Annotated in this window: 17 protein-coding genes; 3 read left to right on the top strand and 14 right to left on the bottom strand. The window is 58.0% G+C overall.

Annotation, left to right across the window (positions count from 1 at the left end; all coding sequences use genetic code 11):
* Nucleotides 1–438: 438 nt before the first annotated feature.
* From D8779_RS10945 to D8779_RS10970, 6 genes are all read right to left on the bottom strand, one after another.
* Complete coding sequence (locus D8779_RS10945; protein ID WP_136664523.1) at nt 439–885, bottom strand: thioesterase family protein; 447 nt, start codon at nt 883–885, stop codon at nt 439–441.
* A gap of 116 nt (nt 886–1,001) precedes the next feature.
* Complete coding sequence (locus D8779_RS10950; protein ID WP_136664524.1) at nt 1,002–1,691, bottom strand: polysaccharide lyase family 7 protein; 690 nt, start codon at nt 1,689–1,691, stop codon at nt 1,002–1,004.
* Nucleotides 1,692–1,848: 157 nt separating this feature from the next.
* A complete protein-coding gene (locus D8779_RS10955; RefSeq protein ID WP_136664525.1) occupies nt 1,849–2,643 on the bottom strand; it encodes an ABC transporter ATP-binding protein in 795 nt (264 codons plus the stop codon).
* Nucleotides 2,644–2,670: 27 nt separating this feature from the next.
* On the bottom strand, nt 2,671–3,660 hold the full coding sequence (locus D8779_RS10960; RefSeq protein WP_136664526.1) for an ABC transporter permease: 990 nt from the start codon (nt 3,658–3,660) through the stop codon (nt 2,671–2,673).
* Nucleotides 3,661–3,718: 58 nt separating this feature from the next.
* Nucleotides 3,719–5,107, bottom strand: a complete 1,389-nt coding sequence (locus D8779_RS10965; RefSeq protein ID WP_136664527.1) for a CmpA/NrtA family ABC transporter substrate-binding protein — start codon at nt 5,105–5,107, stop codon at nt 3,719–3,721.
* 476 nt (nt 5,108–5,583) lie between these two features.
* The gene (locus D8779_RS10970) at nt 5,584–5,901 is read right to left on the bottom strand and encodes a transcriptional regulator (protein WP_136664528.1); all 318 of its coding nucleotides are present in this window, start codon (nt 5,899–5,901) and stop codon (nt 5,584–5,586) included.
* A 207-nt stretch (nt 5,902–6,108) separates the two neighbouring features.
* On the opposite strand from D8779_RS10970, the gene D8779_RS10975 reads away from it, so the two are divergent.
* Nucleotides 6,109–6,501 carry a hypothetical protein gene (locus D8779_RS10975; RefSeq protein WP_136664529.1) on the top strand — a complete coding sequence of 131 codons (393 nt, stop codon included), beginning with the start codon at nt 6,109–6,111 and terminating at the stop codon, nt 6,499–6,501.
* Between the two features lie 36 nt (nt 6,502–6,537).
* Here D8779_RS10975 and alaC read toward each other — a convergent pair whose 3' ends face one another.
* The 5 genes from alaC to acnB form a co-directional block, all read right to left on the bottom strand.
* On the bottom strand, nt 6,538–7,767 hold the full coding sequence (alaC, locus tag D8779_RS10980) for an alanine transaminase (protein ID WP_136664530.1): 1,230 nt from the start codon (nt 7,765–7,767) through the stop codon (nt 6,538–6,540).
* A 292-nt stretch (nt 7,768–8,059) separates the two neighbouring features.
* Entirely contained in the window at nt 8,060–8,638 is a 579-nt protein-coding gene (locus tag D8779_RS10985) for an ANTAR domain-containing response regulator (protein WP_136664531.1), read from the bottom strand.
* 1 nt (nt 8,639) lies between these two features.
* Nucleotides 8,640–9,836, bottom strand: coding sequence for a CmpA/NrtA family ABC transporter substrate-binding protein (locus D8779_RS10990; RefSeq protein WP_136664532.1), 1,197 nt, complete (start codon nt 9,834–9,836; stop codon nt 8,640–8,642).
* A 206-nt stretch (nt 9,837–10,042) separates the two neighbouring features.
* Nucleotides 10,043–10,252, bottom strand: coding sequence for a YgdI/YgdR family lipoprotein (locus D8779_RS10995; RefSeq protein ID WP_136664533.1), 210 nt, complete (start codon nt 10,250–10,252; stop codon nt 10,043–10,045).
* A gap of 144 nt (nt 10,253–10,396) precedes the next feature.
* A complete protein-coding gene (acnB, locus tag D8779_RS11000; RefSeq protein ID WP_136665144.1) occupies nt 10,397–13,006 on the bottom strand; it encodes a bifunctional aconitate hydratase 2/2-methylisocitrate dehydratase in 2,610 nt (869 codons plus the stop codon).
* Nucleotides 13,007–13,411: 405 nt separating this feature from the next.
* Between acnB and D8779_RS11005 the strand changes: the two genes are divergently transcribed.
* Entirely contained in the window at nt 13,412–13,888 is a 477-nt protein-coding gene (locus tag D8779_RS11005; protein WP_136664534.1) for a DUF1289 domain-containing protein, read from the top strand.
* Between the two features lie 61 nt (nt 13,889–13,949).
* Here the strand turns inward: D8779_RS11005 and D8779_RS11010 are convergent, their stop codons facing one another.
* On the bottom strand, nt 13,950–14,813 hold the full coding sequence (locus D8779_RS11010) for a universal stress protein (RefSeq protein WP_136664535.1): 864 nt from the start codon (nt 14,811–14,813) through the stop codon (nt 13,950–13,952).
* A 261-nt stretch (nt 14,814–15,074) separates the two neighbouring features.
* Between D8779_RS11010 and D8779_RS11015 the strand changes: the two genes are divergently transcribed.
* Complete coding sequence (locus D8779_RS11015) at nt 15,075–15,680, top strand: MiaE family protein (protein ID WP_136664536.1); 606 nt, start codon at nt 15,075–15,077, stop codon at nt 15,678–15,680.
* 143 nt (nt 15,681–15,823) lie between these two features.
* Here D8779_RS11015 and D8779_RS11020 read toward each other — a convergent pair whose 3' ends face one another.
* Both D8779_RS11020 and D8779_RS11025 read right to left on the bottom strand, forming a co-directional pair.
* Entirely contained in the window at nt 15,824–16,561 is a 738-nt protein-coding gene (locus D8779_RS11020) for a UDP-2,3-diacylglucosamine diphosphatase (protein ID WP_136664537.1), read from the bottom strand.
* Nucleotides 16,558–17,052 carry a peptidylprolyl isomerase gene (locus D8779_RS11025; protein WP_136664538.1) on the bottom strand — a complete coding sequence of 165 codons (495 nt, stop codon included), beginning with the start codon at nt 17,050–17,052 and terminating at the stop codon, nt 16,558–16,560. The genes D8779_RS11020 and D8779_RS11025 overlap by 4 nt, the downstream gene beginning before the upstream one ends.
* Between the last annotated feature and the right edge of the window lie 126 nt (nt 17,053–17,178).

Here is a 17,178-nt window from a genome sequence, read left to right on the forward strand (position 1 = left end):
ACTCGCTACAAAAAGAGGCGCTGGATGATTTTGCGCACTTGGATGGGGCGCTAAGGGGCTGCCTGCTCCAGCAAGCCAGGGTGCATGTCATGCAGGCATGCTTAGCTATGTGGCCCGTACTTCAACTGACGTTGCTGCAACGCAGTTCGCCCGCCTGGCTTACCGGCGTGCTTAGTACTTTGGCCTGGGTGGGAATAGGTAGGGTGAGTAACGCTAGAGCGAGTAGGTTGCTCAAAAGCCCCGCGTGGCGGACATGGCTGCGCGTGGTTGGCATAGCAATTCCCCTGCTTTTGTTGTTATGCCTAAGGCGTAGCAGAGGATCAGCCTGCTGTCACGGTCGCGACTGGAGAATTGAGCAATTTATGTTCAATTGGGCGATTTGGCTGCTGTCAGGCATGCTGTTCACGAAAATAATGAGCACCGTGACAGTCATTATGATTACTGACTTAGCCAGTTAACCCGGCTGAATTTGTCACTGAAAATGGTTGGCATCCCGACAACCTTGCCCAGTTTGTAGTTGAAGAATACAAAACCAGACTTGGCCATGGCCACCCGTGCGCCATCGGCGGGGCGGCTGATGCGGAAGGTGATATCGCCGCCATAGCGGTTGAAGTCCATCACGCCGACCTCGAACAGCAACTGGTCGCGGGCATGGGCCTCGGCGCGGTAGGTGGTGGCCAGATCGGTGACGATGATGCCGGTGCCGTCTTCCTGGGTTTCTTCAATGCCGAACTCAAACAGAAAGCGGGCGCGCGCCTCGGAAATCATCGAGATCATCGAGTCATTGCCCAGGTGGTTGGCGGCGTTAATGTCGGTAACACGCACGGTCAGATGGGTGCTGTAGCAGAACTGGTCTTCTGGGAATTCAAGGTTCAGGCGGGCCATGCTGAGTCTCGTTTGAACGGGGAAGGGCGCATCTGCGGCGTGTCATTGTACGTGGGCACACCGCCATGGGCTGCTATCTAACGAATGAGTAATGACCCGCTATTAGTTTTGAATGCTCAACGGTGCAGGGTATTGAGCCAGTAAAAGGTCACTCGACCCCCTTCATGGGTGGAGCCGTAGTTATCTTGGATGTAGGCGCCGGCTTTGAAGTAGAGCAGTTGCGTGCTCCAGTAGCCGCTCAGTTGTTGATAGAACGAGCCGTTATCACCATGGCTGCTGGTGACTTTGACCCCGAGTTTGCCGCTGGGGGTAACACGCAACTCGTAGCTGAAGCGCTGGTTCAACTGGATATTTTCTGCCAGCAGGATGTTTTGCACTTCGCTGTCACCAGGGCGCTTGCGCAACAGCAGTTCGAGACGGCCGACACCGCGTAGGTAGTGGTATTGCAGCTTGAGCAGAGGGTCATTATTGCTGCCGGGTTGGTCCTTACTGTGTATCTGGGCGATCACGATCTTGTTCTTGCTGGGCACCTGATTGACCGTAAGCACCGCGCTCAGGTAATTGTCGGCACTGGCGTGATACCAGTTGCTCAGGCTGCCGTCGGCCTGGGTTTCGCGCAGTTCGCTGCGCGGGTAACGGGCATCCTCGGTGTGTGAACCATTGACCGGCACCCAGAACGTGACGCTGTGGTCGGCGTTACGGCGGAAATACTGAGTGCTATAGCCATTGTTTAGGCGGGCAGTGCTGATAGTGGCAGGGGTTGGCTCGATGGGAACAGAGAGGTTCCAGGTGGTCAGGTCAAGCACGGCGGATCCTTAGGTTGTTCTATGGGTTGCTCGAGGTTGGCGCTCCTGTTCGGTGATGATGGGTACGCTTAGTTCAGTTGGACTGACCAATGGGGCGATGCGTTGTCAGCGGCGGAACAACCAGGTCTGCACCTGGCTGTTCAGCGCCGCCGTGAACTCAGGCCGCGGGGCGCACCTGCTTCTGGTAGAGAAACTCCAGTACCGCCGCGCGGTACTCGTGGTAGCGCGCGTCATGGGCCATGGCGATGCGCTCGCGCGGTCGTTCCAGCTTGACCTCAAGAATCTCGCCAACGCTGGCGGCCGGACCGTTGCTCATCATCACGATGCGGTCCGACAGCAGCACAGCTTCGTCGACATCGTGGGTGATCATGATCACCGTGTTGCCGAGGTCGGCGTGAATCTCCATCAGCGAGTCCTGCAAGTGCGCGCGGGTCAACGCGTCGAGGGCGCCGAAGGGCTCATCCATCAGCAGTACTTTGGGCTGCATGGCCAGGGCACGGGCAATGCCGATGCGCTGCTTCATGCCGCCGGATATCTCGCTGGGGCGTTTGTCGCGGGCGTGGGTCATGTGCACCAGAGAGAGGTTGTGTTCGATCCAGTCGCGCATTTCGCTGCGGTTTTTTTCGCCTTTGAACACCTGGCGTACCGCCAGCTCAATGTTCTCGTAGCAGGATAACCAGGGCAGCAGGCTGTGGTTCTGGAATACCACGGCGCGTTCCGGTCCGGGCGAGTTGACCTCGCGGCCGTCGAGAATAACCCCGCCGGTGGTGGCTTGATAAAGCCCGGCGACGATGTTCAGGACGGTGGATTTACCGCAGCCGGAGTGGCCGATCAAGGAGACGAATTCGCCCTTGTCGATCTTCAAGTTGACGTTCTGCAGCGCGCAATACAGGCCCTTGTCGGTGGGGAAATCGATACCGACGCCGGACAGTTCGAGGTGTGGACGGTTCATGTGAGGCTCCTCAATTCTTCGATGCGCTTAGCGCAGGTCGGCGTTTTTGTCCCAGCTGACGCGGCGTTGCAGCGCGAGCATCAGGCGGTCGAGGGCGAAACCGATCAGGCCGATAACCACTACCGCTACCATGATCCGCCCCAGGGAGTTGGAGCTGCCGTTCTGGAATTCATCCCAGATGAACTTGCCCAGGCCGGGGTTCTGCGCGAGCATTTCGGCAGCAATCAGCACCATCCAGCCGGTGGCCAGCGACAGGCGCAGGCCGGTGAAAATCATCGGGATGGCGGCCGGCAGAACGATTCGGCGCACGTGGCTGAGCGGCGACAGGCTGAGCACGCGGCTGACGTTTTGCAGGTCCTTGTCCAGGTTGGCCACGCCCACAGTGGTGTTGATCACGGTGGGCCACAGGCAGCACAGCGCCACTGTCATCGCGGAGGTGACGAAGGATTTGGCGAACAGCGGGTCACTGCTGGTGTATACGGCGCTGACCACCATGGTTACCAGGGGCAGCCAGGCCAGCGGCGACACCGGTTTGAAAATCTGGATCAACGGGTTGATCGCGGTGTAGATGGGTTTGCTCAGGCCGCAGACGATGCCCAGCGGAATGGCAATGATCGAGGCGATCAGAAAGCCAGTCATCACCGTGTACAGGCTGGTGAGGATCTGTTTGAAGAAGGTCGGTTTGCCGGTGTACGGACGAATGCTGACCTTGGCGTCGGGGTTCTTGGCCAGCTTCTCGGCATTACGCACCTCTTGACGTTCGAAGAAGGCATCGGCCTTTTTCTGTTCGCGCAGGTGTTCATTGACCAGCGCGCCGAACTGAGTGGCCACCTGGGTTGGGGCTGGGAATTTGCCGAGGCTGGTGTCAATGGTGCCGGCGACTAACTGCCAGAACAGCAGAAACGCCAGGGCGCCGATGGTCGGCATCAACAGGTTCGGCAGCCAGCGCTTGAATGCAGCTGCGCGGGCGGTTTTCAGGGTTTCTTGAATAGTCTGGGCGACGGCTGGATTACTCATCGTCATATCCTCTGGTAACGATGGGGGCGGCTGTAGCGGCCCCCGGGCGGCGTATGGCTTAGAGTGCGGAATCGGCTTTCAGACCAATTTTGAATTGTTCGATATAGGCGTTGGGCTTGCGCCCGTCGTAGCTCAGGCCATCGATAAACTCATTGGTTGGCGCACGGAAGCCTTCTTCGCTGGCCGGCGGAAAGTCCTCAGCCTTGGCCTTGCCTTCGACAATCAGCTCGTCGGCAGCGCTGCGGTACACCGCCGGCAGGTACACCTGCTTGGCAATGTCGAAGTACCAGCTATCGGGCTTGGCATCGCTGACTTGGCCCCAGCGGCGCATTTGCGTCAGGTACCAGATGGCGTCGGAGTAGTAGGGGTAGGTGGCGTTGTAGCGGAAGAACACGTTGAAGTCGGGTACGGCGCGTTTATCGCCTTTCTCGTACTCGAAGGTGCCGGTCATCGAGTTGGCGATCACCTTGGCATCGGCGCCCACGTATTCAGGGCGCGCCAGGATTTCCACGGCTTCGGCGCGGTTGGCGTTGTTGTTTTCATCCAGCCACATGCCAGCGCGGATCAGTGCCTTGACCAGGCGCTTGTGGGTTTCCGGGTTGGCATCGGCCCATTCCTTGGAGACGCCGAGAACTTTCTCCGGGTTGTTCTTCCAGATTTCGTAGTCGGTTATCACCGGTACGCCAATGCCTTTGAACACGGCGGCCTGGTTCCACGGCTCACCGACGCTGTAGCCGCTGATGGTGCCGGCTTCCAGGGTGGCGGGCATTTGCGGCGGCGGGGTGACCGAGAGTAGGGCGTCAGCGTTCAAGGTGCCGGTGATGTCACCCTTGGCTGGGGCGTAATAGCCCGGGTTGATGCCACCCGCGGCGAGCCAATAGCGCAGTTCGTAGTTATGGGTGGAGACCGGGAACACCATGCCCAGGTTGAACGGCTTGCCCTTGGCTTTGTATTGCTCAATGACCGGCTTGAGTGCATCAGCCTTGATTGGGTGCACCGGCTTGCCATTTTCCATCGGCACGTGCTTTTTCATTTCCTCCCACACGGCATTGGACATGGTGATGCCGTTGCCGTTGAGGTCCATGGAAAATGCGGTGACGATATCGGCCTTGGTGCCAAAGCCGATGGTGGCGCCCAGGGGCTGGCCAGCGAGCATGTGCGCGCCGTCGAGCTCGCCAGTGATGACCCGGTCCAGCAGCACCTTCCAGTTGGCTTGCGCTTCCAGGGTGACGTAAAGCCCTTCGTCTTCGAAGAAGCCTTTCTCGTAAGCGATAGCCAGCGGGGCCATGTCGGTGAGCTTGATAAAGCCGAGTTTGAGTTCGTCCTTTTCCAGCTCGGCAGCCAGGCTGATTTGTAGGCTTAGCGGGTTAAGCAACAGGGCAGCGACGCAGCCGAAGCCAGTCAGGGTTTTTTTCAGCAGCGAACGGCGAGTGTTGAAATGACGCATGGTGAATCCTCAAGTCTCAGAAACGAAAAAAGACGTCAACGATCAACACCGCCCAGCGAGGGCAGGTTGCCTTTGACGTCTTTGTCTATTCGTCCCGATCACCGCCGTTGGCGATCTGAAGACGGGTGTAGGTCTTGAGGAGGTTATTGCAAAGGCCTTGCCAGCTTTGTTGATGTCGGCACCTGCTTTTGCCTGCAAGAGCAGCAGAGGGCGTTCTTGCAACCCTCAAGTGGTAAGTAAAAATACTTTGAATACATGAACCTAGAGTGATGATCTAACTGAGTTTGGAGCTGCTGATGCCATGCACTAACAGGTCAGCGGTGCCTGTCTCAACGTTCTTCCAGGCACCGTTCTGAGCCATAGCCGTGCAACTATCCGTGTGGTTGAGCGCTTTTGGTTCGCTCAAGGCCTGTTTGCGCCATCGGCGTTGCATCCGCATCAATAGACGCCTGTCAGCCTAGCGTCGCCTTATCGCATCAATGTGCAATGGGGCGACGCTGGGCTTCTTCTGTGAACTCCCTGAGCCAGCGCAGCACCTCCACAGCCGCCCAGCGCGATGGATCGAACATGGCATAGGCCAACCCTTGGTAGCCGACTACATCCAATTGGCGGTGGTAGCCCGCACGCTGTAGCAAGGCTTCGATTTCGGCAAAACAGGTGTTGAAGTGCACCCGGGAAAACGGTGTTTTGCCCTCAGTGACGATGCCTTCAAGCTGTAATTCATTGACGGTGGCCCGGACTTTTTCCAAGGGCATGCGGTTTACGCTGTGTTTCAGCTGCAGTACGTCGAGCATCTGGATACTCCTGTTAACGCCTATGGTCCCGCTTGCGGGGCTGCACGGTTGGTTGGGTGGCGTGGTTAAGGGTAATCGAAAAATACTGTACAAATAAACAGTATTCGATAATAGTAAGTCCAAGTCCCTAGCCGGCACCCACTCGATCACTCCCGTCACCTGCCCTTAAAGCGAGTGGCGACAGGCACTGCAGAGGAGTCACTGACAATGCAACAGATGCTGATGACAATTGTGTTGTTGGGATTGCTGACCGGTTGTGCGCAACCGCAGCGTGATCAACCCCGCGCTAATGGCACTTATCTGGTTATTGAGAACAGCCAGGCTTGGGCTGTGCTGGTGTTCGACGGCAAGCGCATTGAGGAGCGCGGCACGGTGGTGGATGTCATCAGGCTGCCTAACGAGGGCTCTGCAGTGGCGGCGAGTTATGTAATTGAAACGGCTAACTGCGGCCGAGTGCAGTGGCTGAGCGAGCGCTCGGATGCTGCCGATGGCATGACCAACCTGATGTTGTTGCACAGCAACAACCAGCTGGAGCAGAACGGTTGCGTTATTACCGATGGCCTCAGCAGGGTCTGGACGGTACTGGATTATTCGAGCTGAAACGCTAGAGGGCACCCTAAGGTGCCCTCTAGCGTATTACTCGCTGTCGACCGTGGTCTTGTTGGCATGCAGACCATCGGCGCGGAACATCGACTTGATGCCACGAATGGCCTGACGGATTCGGTCCTGATTTTCGATCAGGGCAAAGCGCACGTGGTCATCGCCGTAATCACCGAAGCCGATGCCAGGGGAAACGCAAACCTTAGCCTCCAATAGCAGCTTTTTGGCAAATTCCAGCGAGCCAAGATGGGCGTATTGTGCAGGGATCTTGGCCCAGACATACATCGAGGCCTTCGGGTTCTCCACCATCCAGCCCAGCTCATGCAGGCCCTTGACCAGCAAGTTACGGCGTTGGCGGTATTGCTCGGCAATGTCGCGCACGCATTGCTGGTCGCCTTCCAGCGCCGCGATGGCGGCTACCTGCAGCGGGGTGAAGGTGCCGTAGTCGTGGTAGCTCTTGATCCGCGCCAGCGCGTTGACCAGTTCCTTGTTGCCGACCATAAAGCCAATGCGCCAACCGGCCATGTTGTAGCTTTTGGACAGGGTGAAGAACTCCACGGCAATATCTTTGGCGCCTGGCACCTGCATGATCGACGGGGCTTTCCAGCCGTCGTAGACGATATCGGCGTAGGCCAGGTCGTGAATCACCAGCACGTCATATTGCTTGGCCAGGGCCACCACGCGCTCGAAGAAGTCCAGCTCCACGCATTGTGCGGTGGGGTTGGAGGGGAAGCCGAGGATCATCATTTTTGGCTTGGGGATCGACTCGCGGATCGCCCGCTCCAGCTCGGCAAAGAAGTCCACGCCTGGAATCAGCGGCACCGAGCGCACTTGGGCGCCGGCAATCACCGCGCCGTAGATATGGATGGGGTAGCTGGGGTTGGGCACAAGCACGGTGTCGCCATGGTCCAGGGTGGCCAGCATCAGGTGTGCCAGGCCTTCTTTGGAGCCGATGGTGACAATGGCTTCGTTTTCCGGATCGATCTCGACTTCGTAGCGGTCTTTGTACCAGCGCGAAATAGCCCTGCGCAGGCGCGGAATGCCGCGCGACGTTGAGTAACCGTGAGTGTCTTCACGCTGGGCGACTTGCACCAGTTTTTCGACAATATGCGGCGGCGTGGGGCCATCCGGGTTACCCATGCTGAAGTCGATGATGTCTTCACCGCGGCGACGCGCGGCCATCTTCAGCTCGGCAGTAATGTTGAAAACATAAGGGGGGAGTCGATCGATGCGCGCAAAGCGGCGCGGCGGACGTGAGTCAGTCATGTCTATCTCGCAAACGTAAGCGCCCGGAACCGTCCGAGCGACGTTGGCCAGTGTGCTGGCCAGGCGGCGAAGATAAGACGGCCGGGGTGCGGCTGTCCAGAGCAGTTGCCGTCAAACTCAGAGGTACAGCCATAGAAGCGGTTGGCGCAGCGCCAAAGCGGCAGGGTGCTGTATTGCACCGCTTTAGCTGCCCATAGGGTGAGGGAGATGGATGTCCTTCACGATACCCATCGTGGTTAATCAAGATTTATCGACGCTACGCGCCTTATCCCATCCTGCGCAAATTACCCCTTTAACCGCCGAGCATGTCGTGCATGGCGATGATTTGCTCAGCCACTTGCGAGAGCTTTTGCTGGCGGCTCATGGCTTGGCGGCGCATTAGGGTGTAGGCCTGCTCCTCGTCGCAGCTTTTCATCTTCATCAGCAGTCCCTTGGCCAGCTCGATGCGTTTGCGTTCGGCTAACTGAGCATCGCGTGCCTGTAGCTGCGCGCGGAGCGCCTGATCGCTCTCAAAGCGCGCCATGGCGACATCAAGGATCGGCTGTAGGCGCTGGGCATGGATGCCCTCAACGATGTACGCGCTGACGCCGCTTTGGATCGCCTGACGCATGACGCCAGGGTCGTGTTCGTCGGTGAACATGACGATAGGTCGCGGTTGGTCGCGGCTGACCAGTACCACCTGCTCCATCACATCGCGGCTGGGCGACTCGGTGTCGATCAGAATCACGTCAGGGCGAACCGCTTCGACGCGCTCGGGCAAGTCGATAGTCAGGCCGGACTCATCAATCACCTCAAAGCCGGCCTCAATCAGTGCCGCTTTGAGGCGTCCAACTTTTTTGGGTGTGTCATTGATCAGCAGAATGCGCAGCATATTAGCGACTCTCCTGCTGGGCGCTGATCGGGCCATCAGCCAGCGCGTGCAGGGCAAAGCTGCGGGCATAGCCGGCCGGGTCGTTGCCGTCCCATACCTGGCCATCGAGCAATTGGCTGCTGCGCATCTCGCTTGGTACGTCGATGCCGAGAGCCTCGGCAGCCTGTCGATAAAGCTCGAGTTGTTGCACTTGGCGGGCAACGGCCAGGTAGTCCGGGTCGTCGCGCAGCAAGCCCCAGCGGCGAAACTGGGTCATAAACCACATGCCGTCGGACAGATAGGGTTGGTTAACCGCTCCACCTGCGTGAAAACGTAATGGATGGACGTCTTGCCAGGCATGACCGAGGCCGTCCTGGTACTGGCCGAGAAAGCGCGGCTGGATGGCCGAGAGTGGGGCGTCGACATACTCGCTGCCACTGAGCAGTTGCGCGGTGCTACGTTGGTTCTCTTCACTCTCATCAATAAACCGACTGGCTTCCAGTACGGCCATGATCAGTGCGCGGGCGCTGTTAGGGTGCTGTGCGGCAAATTCGCGGGTGCAGCCCAAGACTTTTTCCGGATGATCCGGCCAGATCGCTTGGCTGGTGGTTAGGGTGCAGCCCATCTGTTCATCCACCGCCTGAGCACTCCAGGGCTCGCCCACACAAAAACCATCGATGCGCCGAGCCTTGAGGTGAGCGAGCATCTGCGGTGGCGGTACGACGACGCTGTCGACATCGGTAAGCGGGTGAATGCCCTGACTGGCCAACCAGTAGTTCAACCACATGGCATGGGTGCCGGTGGGGAAGGTTTGGGCGAAGGTTAATTTTGCACCTGATTGGTGCGCGCGCTGCGCCAGTGCGCTGCCAGTGTTCACGCCAGCGGTTTGTAGCGCGGGCGAGAGGTTGATGCTCTGGCCATTCTGGTTAAGGCCCATGAGTACGGCCATATCCGTGCTGGGCGCACCACCGAGTCCCAGTTGCACACCATAGATCAGTCCGTAGAGGCTATGAGCTGCATCCAGCTCACCGCTCAGCAATTTGTCACGCAAGGTGGCCCAGGAGGCCTGACGCTGCAGGTTGAGGGTCAGGCCATGCTTTTCAGCGAAGCCCTGGGTGGCGGCTACGATAACGGAGGCAGCGTCGGTGAGGGCCATAAAGCCGATATTCAGTACCGGTTTTTCCGGGGCAGTGCTGCGGCTGATGTCGTGCTCATTCATGGTGCTTTACCTGTGGCCACACAAAAAGGTGCCGTACCGCTCGCGGCTACTGTTTGCGAGTGATACGACACCGTTGTCTAGTTGAACCGTTTCCGCCGTTGGAAAGGCTTTGAGCTAAACAAAGCAATGCATGTGCCAGCGCAGATGGCAGGCCTCAGATACAACGAACCCCGCAGTGGCGGGGTTCGTTGTAGGGCTGGGCAGGCTTAGCGTTCTAGCATCTGCTTGACCGAACTTTGTGGGATTTGTTGTTTACGGCCCTCGCTGTCGGTGAACTCGATCATGCCAGTGCCTTTGTCCAGTTTCGGCTTGCCATCACTGGTCAGTAACTGCCCGTCGGTGGTGCTGATGATGTATTCACTGCTGCAGCCGGCCAGGCTGAATACGCAGAGTGCGGCAATAATCCAGTGCTTCATGAGTCTTTCCTGATGGTCTTTGCTGTGTTGCTGCGCCCATATAAACGGGAACTCTTGGCCTTTATGCGCGACAAGCCAGGCACAAAGAAAAGCCCCGCACGAGGCGGGGCTTTCTTTATACATGCAGCGTGATGCGTTGTTTCGTTAGGCTTGAACGACCGGGATGTTGGCGTTCGCAGCGGCTTCACGGAACTCGGCGATCTGATCGAAGCTCAGGTAGCGGTAAACGTCCGCTGCCATGGTGTCGATTTCCTTCGCGTAGACCATGTATTCCTCAACGGTCGGCAGCTTGCCAGTAATGGCTGCTACCGAAGCCAACTCGGCCGAAGCCAGGTAGACGTTGGCACCATCGCCCAGACGGTTAGGGAAGTTACGGGTCGAGGTCGATACCACAGTGGAGTTGGCCTCAACGCGCGCCTGGTTACCCATGCACAGCGAGCAACCTGGCATTTCCAAACGTGCGCCAGCTTTGCCGTAGATGCCGTAGTAGCCTTCCTCGGTCAGCTGATGCTGGTCCATTTTGGTCGGCGGCGACAGCCACAGGCGAGTCGGCAGGGAGCCTTCGACTTTTTCCAACAGCTTACCGGCAGCGCGGAAGTGACCGATGTTGGTCATGCACGAACCGATAAACACTTCGTCGATCTTCTCTCCGGCAACGCTCGACAGCAGACGCGCATCGTCTGGGTCGTTCGGTGCGCAGAGGACCGGCTCGTTGATGTCGGCCAGATCGATTTCGATGATCTCGGCGTACTCAGCGTCCTTGTCAGCTTCCATCAGCTTAGGATCAGCCAACCAGGCTTCCATCGCTTGGGCGCGACGTTCCATGGTGCGTGCATCGCCGTAGCCTTCGCTGATCATCCAGCGCAGCAGGGTGATGTTCGAACGCAGGTACTCGGCGATGGCTTTTTCCGGCAGCTTGATGGTGCAACCAGCAGCCGAGCGCTCGGCCGAGGCGTCGGACAACTCGAACGCTTGCTCGACAGTCAGCTCGTCCAGGCCTTCGATCTCAAGGATGCGACCCGAGAAGGCGTTGATCTTGCCTTTCTTCTCGACAGTCAGCAGGCCTTTCTGAATGGCCACATAAGGGATGGCATGCACCAGGTCACGCAGGGTGATGCCGGGCTGCAGCGTGCCTTTGAAGCGCACCAGGATGGACTCTGGCATGTCCAGTGGCATAACACCGGTAGCCGCAGCGAACGCGACCAGGCCGGAGCCGGCTGGGAAGGAGATGCCCATCGGGAAGCGGGTGTGCGAGTCACCACCGGTACCGACGGTGTCCGGCAGCAGCATACGGTTCAGCCAGCTGTGGATGATGCCGTCGCCTGGACGCAGGGATACGCCACCACGGGTGCGGATGAAATCCGGCAGGGTGTGGTGAGTGGTCACGTCGATTGGCTTTGGATACGCCGCGGTGTGGCAGAACGACTGCATGACCAGGTCGGCGGAGAAGCCCAGGCAAGCCAGGTCTTTCAGCTCATCACGGGTCATCGGGCCAGTAGTGTCCTGGGAGCCGACGGTGGTCATCTTCGGTTCGCAGTAAGTGCCAGGGCGTACGCCTTGACCTTCAGCCAGACCGCACGCCTTGCCGACCATCTTCTGCGCCAGGGTGAAACCCTTGGTGCTGGTGGCTGGTGGCTCAGGCAGCTTGAACAGGTTGGTTGGGCCCAGGCCCAGCTCGGCACGGGCTTTCTCGGTCAAACCGCGGCCGATGATCAGTGGGATACGGCCGCCAGCGCGCACTTCGTCGAGCAGGACCGGGGTCTTCATTTCGAAGGTGGTCAGGACTTCATCAGTACCGTGCTTGCAGACTTTGCCAGCATGCGGGTACAGGTCGATCACGTCGCCCATGTGCATGTTCGACACGTCGAATTCGATCGGCAGAGCGCCGGCGTCTTCCATGGTGTTGTAGAAGATCGGTGCGATCTTGCTGCCGAAGCAGAAGCCGCCAGCGCGCTTGTTCGGCACGTTCGGGATGTCGTCGCCGAAGAACCACAGCACCGAGTTGGTGGCGGATTTACGCGAAGAACCAGTACCGACCACGTCACCCACGTAAGCGATAGGGAAACCTTCGCCGCGCATGGTTTCGATTTGCTTCATCGGGCCGGTTACGCCTTGCTCGTCCGGCACGATGCCGTCGCGGGCCATTTTCAGCATGGCCAGGGCGTGCAGCGGGATGTCCGGGCGCGACCAGGCGTCTGGAGCCGGGGACAGGTCGTCGGTGTTGGTTTCGCCGGTGACCTTGAACACGCGCAGGCTGATCTTGTCGGCCAGGGTTGGGCGGTTCTTGAACCACTCGCCGTCAGCCCAGGACTGCAGCACGCCTTTGGCGTGAGCGTTACCATTTTTGGCTTTCTCGGCGACGTCGTGGAAGGCGTCGAACATCAGCAGGGTGTGCTTCAGTTGCTCGGCAGTCACGCCAGCCAGTTCGCTGTCATCAAGCAGCTCAACCATGGTGGCGATGTTGTAACCGCCTTGCATGGTGCCCAGCAGCTCAACAGCGTGTTGCTTGCTGATCAGCGGGGAGGTGGCTTCGCCTTTGGCAATGGCAGAGAGAAAACCGGCTTTGACGTAGGCGGCTTCGTCGACGCCTGGTGGTACGCGGTTGGTGATCAGGTCGAGCAGAAAGGCTTCTTCGCCGGCTGGCGGAGTTTTCAGCAGCTCGATCAGGCCTGCGGTTTGTTCGGCGTTCAGCGGCTGGGGCACGATACCCTGAGCGGCACGCTCTGCTACATGTTTGCGATAGGCTTCAAGCACAGTTATTACCCTCATCAGTGGTCCCTTAGGCTGTCCGGGACGCGATCCAGAAAACAACGAACCAGGCGCTTCATGGCTTTATGGGCCGTTTAGCCGAGGTTTCATCGTTCTCTTGCAGAAGCTGTTTTCAAAGTTTTACGCCGGCAGGACGGGTTGGATGAGGGCTGGTGACGACACTTGAAGGGTGGCTCAAGGGTCGGCACCAACATCGAACCTGCAGGATTGACTGTGCTCGTGACGCTTTGAAAACAGCTTCCAACGGACGTTGCTGCCTTTAAAAGGCCGGCCGATTCTACTGGAAAGCTTTGATAAAGTTAAGCGAAAGGCCCCGCTTATATAGGGGTGATCTGCCTTAGACAAAGGGCTAAGATGCCAGCCTATTCGCCAGTGTCAGCGTCATTTGTTATGTCCAACCAACGCATCAAAACCCCTTGTGTCGGCCTGTGCTCCACTGTTTACGGCGATTTGGTCTGCCGTGGCTGCAAGCGTTTCCATCATGAAGTGATTAATTGGAACGGCTATAACGAGGAAGAGAAACACGCGGTCTGGCTGCGTTTGGAAGTCCTGCTGGTGCAGGTGATGGCCGGGAAAATCGAGATTTTTGATACGCAGCGCCTGCGTAGTCAGTTGGAGCAGCGCAAGATTCGCTTTGTGCCGCAGCAATCGCCGTATTGCTGGGCCTATCAGTTGATTGCCCGAGGTGCACGGGTGATCAGTCAGTTGGATGCTTATGGCATGGTGCTGTTGCCGGAGTTTCGTGAGTGGAACCTGCCAGAGCTGCGCGATGCGATTGATCGCGAATTCTTTCTGTTATCCGAAGCGCATTACGAGCGCTATATCGCGCCGCGTTTTTTGCGTGAAGGGTTGGACGTCAGGGTTTAACTCGAGATTTGAAACAACAAAGCCGCCTTTAGAGGCGGCTTTGTTGTTTCAGGGCTGGTGGTCAGCGCTGGGCGACCAGTTCTTCCAGGTGAGCGATGATGTCGTCTGGTTTGAGCACCAGAATGTCGCTTTCTAGCGAGTCGAGAATCACTTCAGCAGTATTGCCGATCAGGGCCCCGGAGATCCCGGTGCGCGCCACTGTGCCAATCACTGTGACACCGGCCTTGAGTTGGTGCGCCATATGCGGAATCAGTGCATCAGCGGGGCCTTCGGCGATATGCAGGTGCTCATCGCGGATCTCATACTCGGTTTGAAAGGCTTTGCACTGTTGGCGGTAGCGCGCCTCGATGGTTTCCTTAAGCTGGAATGTCGGGTCGGCAGCCGAAAGCATGGGCGTAGGGTGGGCGCTGATCACGTGCAGTTCGGCTTTGGCCAGGGCCGCGATATCGAAGCCATGACTGACGATGCTGGTGTGTAGGGAGCGGTGTTCGCCATCGGCATTACCCACATCAACCGCGGCCAGAATGACGCTACCTGCCCAGGGCTTGTCTGTTTTGACCATCAGCACGGGGGCCGGGCAGTAGCGCAACAGCTTCCAGTCATCAGGGGTGAGCAAGGCCTTTTTCAGCGGGTTGTCAGGGAAGTGCTGTTTGATCACCAAGCCGCAGCCTTCGGCCTGCTGCACGCTGATAATGGTTTGGTGCAGGTTCTCATGCCAGGCTTGTTGGCTGGAGGTTTTGAAACCTTCGCTGTCGAGCAAGCCAGTCAGGTCGCGCAGGTAATCACTGTGGTCACCCTTTTTGTCGCACACCAACAAATGCAAGTGCGATTGAGTAACGCCGGCAATCAGTTTGGCGCGCTTTAGGGCGAGACCTTCTGCGTGATTTGGCTCCATCACCACCAAAATGCTGCGAATAGCTTGCATGATCATCTCCATGTGCAGTCGGTTGAACTGGCTTCACTATAGAACGCCGCCACCTGCTTGGTAGTTGATCGGTATCAATCGAGTGGCTGTTCGTACGCTCATTCGTATAATGGCCGCCCTGCAACCCCCATCACTCCCGCCTGCCTATTTTTGTGAATTTATGTATCTGTTAGCTGAAAACGATTACTCGCCGCGCTGTTTTGCTTTCATGCCCGGATGCTTACTGGTGAAGCCACAGTCCTTGGCTATGGACGTGTGCCCATGAGCTTGCCGGAGATTCATGAGTTTCTCGGTTGCCGCACCCCCGATGGCTGGATCGCTGCCGCCTTGGCTGATCAGCAGACGCTGTTGATTGACCATAAGAACTGCGAATTCAAGGCCGCTAGCACGGCGCTGAGCCTGATGGCTAAGTACAGCACCTACGCGGATCTGCTCAATGCCATGTCGCGCTTGGCGCGCGAAGAGTTGGTGCACCACGAACAGGTGCTGCGCATCATGAAACGCCGCAAAATTGGCCTGCGCCCAGTCTCGGCGGCGCGCTACGCTTCAGGTCTGCGCAAGGTGGTGCGCAGTCATGAGCCGGTCAAGCTGGTGGATACCCTGGTGGTAGGTGCATTTATCGAGGCGCGCAGTTGTGAGCGCTTTGAGGCATTGGTGCCACATCTGGATGAAGAGCTAGGCAAGTTTTACTTTGGTTTGCTGAAAAGCGAGGCGCGGCATTTTCAGGGATACCTGAAGCTGGCTTATCAGTACGGTGATGAGCGTGACGTCAATCAGGCCATTGAGCGGGTGAGGGTGGCTGAGCAGGAATTGATCGAGTCGCCGGATACAGAAATGCGCTTTCACAGCGGGATTCCGTCTCTCTAAAACAGCGATACCCCAAGTGCGTAGCTTTGCTGCTTGGGGTTTGCGGCCTTAGCGCTGTGTTCTCAAAATCGCGGCAAGGTCACTGCCGCGCAGTGATCGCTCGCATCACTGTCGTTTGAGCGGTTTGCCGCACTTGCCGGTAGTTAGCTGGGCTCAAGAGGCTCCAGTTCGAATGCGCTTTGTTGAAAGCCTTGGCGGTCGACCTGCAGTGCCCAGCCTTGTTTGTCCCAGTCACCCAGCACAATGCGTTGCGCCGCTTCGCCGTTGACCTGAAGCGAGTGCGTGGCCGGGCGATGGGTATGGCCGTGAATCAGGGTGCGTACGCCGTGCTCGACCATAATGCGCGGCACTTCGTCCGGCGTGACGTCGACAATCTCGCTGGCTTTCATCCGCGTTTGCGTGCGGCTTTCATTGCGCAGCTTGCGTGCCAATTTCTGTCGAGTACTCAGCGGCAGGTTGCGCAAAATAAACAGCGAAATCGGGTTGCGTAGCCAGCGGCGCAGTTTCATGTAGCCGATGTCCAGGGTGCACAGGCTGTCGCCGTGCATCAGCAGCACGCGTTCGCCGTTCAGTTCAATCACGCATGGGTCTGGCAACAGGGTGCAGCCAGCAGCCTGGCAAAACTTCTTGCCGAGGAGGAAGTCACGATTGCCATGCATCAGATAGAGGCGTGTACCGCGCTCGCTAAGGTGGCGCAGGGCCTGGGCAATCGAGTGTTGAAAGGGGCTCATGGCGTCGTCGCCAATCCACACTTCAAAGAAGTCGCCGAGGATATACAGGGCGTCAGCATGAATCGCGCGGGTTTCGAGGAAATGCAGGAGCGCCCGGCTGATGTCCGGGCGCTCCTCTTCTAGGTGCAGATCAGAGATCAGTAGGATCACTCAACGATCTCAGCACGCTCGATGATGACGTCTTCTACAGGTACATCTTGATGGCCGGATTTGCTGGTGGTGGCAACGGCCTTGATGGCGTTTACCACGTCCATGCCTTCAACCACTTCACCGAATACCGCGTAGCCCCAGCCTTGCACGGTCGGTGCGCTGTGGTTGAGGAAGCTGTTGTCGCCGACGTTGATAAAGAACTGCGCGCTCGCTGAGTGCGGCTCCATGGTGCGGGCCATGGCCACGGTGCCGATTTTGTTGGCTACACCGTTGTTGGCTTCGTTTTTGATGGTGGCGCGGGTGGTTTTCTGCTTCATGCCCGGCTCAAAACCACCGCCCTGGATCATGAAGTTGCTGATCACGCGGTGGAATACGGTGTTGTCGTAGTGGCCTTCAGATACGTACTGCTTGAAGTTGGCCACGGTTTCCGGGGCTTTGTCTTCGAACAGGTTTAGGGTGATAACGCCGTGGTTGGTGTGCAGCTTGATCATGTAGGTAATCGCTCTGTCGATAAATCCGTGAGCCGAATCAATTTCGTTTGTTTACACGTATTGGCGGTAAGCAAAGGCGCTTGAAGCGGTTCTTGGGCCTGTCAGGGGGTTGACAGCTTCGGCTAT

Origin of the sequence: Pseudomonas leptonychotis, from assembly GCF_004920405.1 — a bacterium.
GTDB classification, from domain to species: domain Bacteria; phylum Pseudomonadota; class Gammaproteobacteria; order Pseudomonadales; family Pseudomonadaceae; genus Aquipseudomonas; species Aquipseudomonas leptonychotis.